The organism is Phytoactinopolyspora endophytica (genome assembly GCF_004138495.1).
Taxonomy (GTDB): domain Bacteria; phylum Actinomycetota; class Actinomycetes; order Jiangellales; family Jiangellaceae; genus Phytoactinopolyspora; species Phytoactinopolyspora endophytica.
This window is the reverse complement of the sequence record NZ_ML142875.1, coordinates 27,250-30,905: the sequence shown is the minus strand read 5'-3', so window position 1 is coordinate 30,905 and position 3,656 is coordinate 27,250. Positions and strand designations below refer to the sequence as shown.

Below are 3,656 nucleotides of genomic sequence, written 5' to 3'. Positions count from 1 at the left end.
GTCACCCCCGCCGGCGAGGAGTATTCCTACTCCGCCAACGACATGAGCGTCGGCGACGTCGACGGCGACGGACAGTACGAGTACGTGGTCAAGTGGGACCCGTCGAACTCCAAGGACGTCTCCCAGGTCGGCTACACCGGCAACGTCTACATCGACACGTACGAGCTCGACGGCACCTTGCGGCACCGGATCGACCTCGGCGTCAACGTCCGTGCCGGTGCGCATTACACGCAGTTCCTCGTCTACGACTTCGACGGTGACGGCCGCTCGGAGCTGATGTTCAAGACCGCCCCCGGCACCAAGGTGATCAGCTACGACGAGGACGGCGACGTCGCGTCCGAGGAGTACATCACCATGCCCAGAGCGGACCGCAGGGCCGGCTACTCCCATGACGACGACTACCGGATGAGCGCCAACGACTTCTACGAGTTCACCGTCGACCGGTTCATGGACTGGCACGAACACCCCGAGGTGGTCGCCGGCAACTGGCCGGCCACGCTCGAGGAGGCGTTCGGTATCGAGCCGCAGTACGACTATCCGCTGTCCCGGCAGGACGCCGAGGCACTGGCGGACCACTTCGTGGACGTCTACGCGCCGAACCGCAGCGACCGCAACGACCTGCGGAACTTCGAAGGCTACATCCTCACCGGACCGGAGTACTTGACCGTGTTCGACGGCGCGACCGGTGAGGAATTGGAGAGCATCCACTACAAGCCCGCCCGCGGAGACGACGGCCTGCTATGGGGCGACTACGCGATGTCGCGGATCGAGCCTGGCAACCGCGTCGACAGGTTCCTCTCCGGCGTGGCGTATCTCGACGGAGCGCAGGCCTCGGCGATCTTCGCCCGCGGCTATTACACGCGCACGACGATCGTCGCCTACGACTGGGATGGTAAACGTCTGAAGGAGCAGTGGTTCGTCGACAGCGGCCATGCGCCGATGAGCAATCCGTTCAACGACGGGCCGCACGGCGTGGACGGCACCGATCCGGAATTCGGCACCATCACCACGCAGGGCTTCCATTCACTCAGCGCCGCGGACGTCGACGGAGACGGGAATCAAGAGATCGTCTACGGCGGGGCCACGATCGACGACGACGGCAGCCTGCTGTACAGCTCATTCGACCTGATGCCGGAGGGCAGCGGCGATCCGGGCACCATGGCGCGGCTGGGCCACGGCGACGCGATGCACGTCACCGACATCGACCCGAACCGGCCCGGGCTGGAGATCTTCACGGTCCACGAGGGCGGCGTGTGGGCACCGCTCGGGTATGCCATGCGGGACGCAGCCACCGGCGAGGTGCTCTTCGGCGAGTTCATCCCCTCCGACGTCGGCCGTGGCATGGTGGGCGACATCCTGCCCGACGAGCCGGGGCTTGAGGCGTGGGGCTCACACGGCGCCGGTCTGCACACCGCCGACGGTGAGTTCCTGGACGACGAGATCCCCGGCACCAACCAGAGCGTCCGGTGGTCCTCGGACATGACCACACAGCTCATCCATGGAGCCACGACCGAGACGTACGAGACGCCCACGATCCGGGACTGGGACCGTGGCATTCTCCTTACCGCCGAGGGCACGACCACCAACAACTGGACCAAGGGCAACCCCAGCCTGGTGGCCGACGTCTTCGGCGACTGGCGCGAGGAGGTGTTGTTGCCCACCGTCGACAGCAGCGCGATCCGCGTCTACCTCTCGACCGAGGTAACCGACCGCAAGCTGTACACGCTCATGCACGATCCGCAGTACCGGGCGGAGGTGGCACGGCAGCAGACCACCTACAACCAGCCGTCGTACACCAGCTTCTACCTGGGCTCGGACCTCGGCTGGGCGGATGTGCCGACGCCGGACTACTGGACGCCCGGTGGTATCGAGGCGCTCAGCGACCGGCTCGACGCCTACGTCGACAGCGGCGACGTGCGCGGCGAACCGATGGTGCGATACCTGGCCAACCGGCTGGGCCAGGCGCAACGTCATCTGGATCTCGGCCACGTCGACCGTGCCGTCCAGGCGCTCGAGCGGTTCGTCGACGCGCTCGGCCATCCGCGAGGCGATGGCAACGTGTCGGATACCGCACGCACGAGCCTCCGGTATCACGCCACGATGCAGATCTCGATGATGTCCTGACCACACGGGGCTGCCGCAACCGCGTCAATCACGACCGCGAGTGCAGGTGCGCAGGGTTCAGCTTTCGACCGGTGTTCAGCTGGCGGGCCATCCATTCGTTGGCCACGATGTCATCGCCGTCTGCACTGAGCTGTTCATAGAGGCTATGACGGAGAGATTCGAGGACGTCTGAGCAGTTCTTGTCGGCGACGTGGTTGTGGATCTCTCCCGGGTCCTGTTCAAGGTCGTACAGTTCGTCGACGTCGGTGGGGTTCCACACATATTTCCACCTGCGTGTTCTGATCATCCGTTGGGTGAACAGCCCGAACTGCTGTCCGTTGTAGGTCGAGACCACGTGCTGTCGCGAGGCCAGCTCCGACGACGGTGTTAGTACGCCTGTGTCGGTGCTGAAGATTCGGGCCCCGTGCGGGTGTTCTGGCTGCGCGATTCCGACGAGGTCGGCGATGGTCGGTACAAGATCGAGCGTGTTGTAGGTGAAGTGGTCGATGACTGTGCCCGCGGTCAGGTGTTCGGGCCAGCGCATGATGAGCGGTACCCGGACAACGTCGTCGTACATGACGTAGTGCTTGTCCATCATCCCGTGCGCGCCGCACATATCACCGTGGTCGGAGGTGTAGATCACGAGTGTCTCCGCCGAAGCTCCCGCCTTGTCGACCGCGTCGAGTACGTGACCGATGGCGTCGTCGAGCTGGGCGATCACGGCGTAATAGCGGGCCACGGCGGGTGCCCAGTCCTCCCAGCCGTAGTCCTCCACGCCCCAGTTGACGAGCTGTTGTTGCTGGATGTAAGGCTTGTCGACGAGCGGATCCGCGAAGTTCCGCCACCTCGGCACGTGCTCCGCCGCATACCGCGAGGCGAATTCCTCGGTCGGCTGGCATGGCAGGTGGGGCTCGACGAAGTCGAGACGCGCGTGCCATGGTGTGCCCGCCGCGCCGGCCTCGCGTATGAACCGGGCCGTCTGCCCGGCCAGCCAATGCGTCCTGCTGTCCACGGTGGGAACCGGGTCGACGGAACCCCACCAGTCGCGGGGTTTCAGCGAAGCCCCTGGGTACCGCTCCTCACGCCAGGATCGATACGCCTCGAGAGGCACGTACTCGCCGTATCCGAACGCCGTCGGATCGAGGTCGGGATGGACATGCCACTTGCCGACGTACTGGCTGCGGTAGCCCGCGTCACGCAGCCCGCGTGGCCAGGCATAGGACGACGGCTCCAGCGCGGGGATCCGAGGGCCGAGGTCGTAGTTCCAGAGATTCCCGCTCGCTTCGGGACGTCGGCCGGTCAGCAATGACTGACGGGCCGGCGTGCACAGCGGAATCGGCGTGAATGCCGAGGTGAACCACGCGCCCTCCGCCGCGAGCCGGTCCAGGTTGGGCGTGTCCACCGGGTAGTCATCGCTGGCGCCGACGCAGTCGAAGCGATGCTGGTCGGCGACGATGAGCAGAATGTTCGGGGTCACGAGGGCGCCATGGCGCGTCGCCTCTGTGTCCATGGTCTTCTCCTATACCGCCGCTCGTGGCGTGAGCCGTTGCGCG

Annotated in this window: 2 protein-coding genes; one reads left to right on the top strand and one right to left on the bottom strand. The window is 65.7% G+C overall.

Annotated elements, in window-relative coordinates:
* A partial coding sequence (locus ELR45_RS31965; RefSeq protein ID WP_205857681.1) for a rhamnogalacturonan lyase occupies positions 1–2,124 on the top strand: 2,124 nt, incomplete at its 5' end.
* Between the two features lie 28 nt (positions 2,125–2,152).
* On the opposite strand, the gene ELR45_RS31960 is transcribed toward ELR45_RS31965, so the two are convergent.
* A complete protein-coding gene (locus ELR45_RS31960) occupies positions 2,153–3,613 on the bottom strand; it encodes a sulfatase family protein (protein ID WP_129669895.1) in 1,461 nt (486 codons plus the stop codon).
* Positions 3,614–3,656: the final 43 nt, after the last annotated feature.

Excerpts from the sequence above, each read along its gene's own strand:
- ELR45_RS31960 (WP_129669895.1), bottom strand. The coding sequence starts at position 3,613 with ATGGACACAGAGGCGACGCGCCATGGCGCCCTCGTGACCCCGAACATT.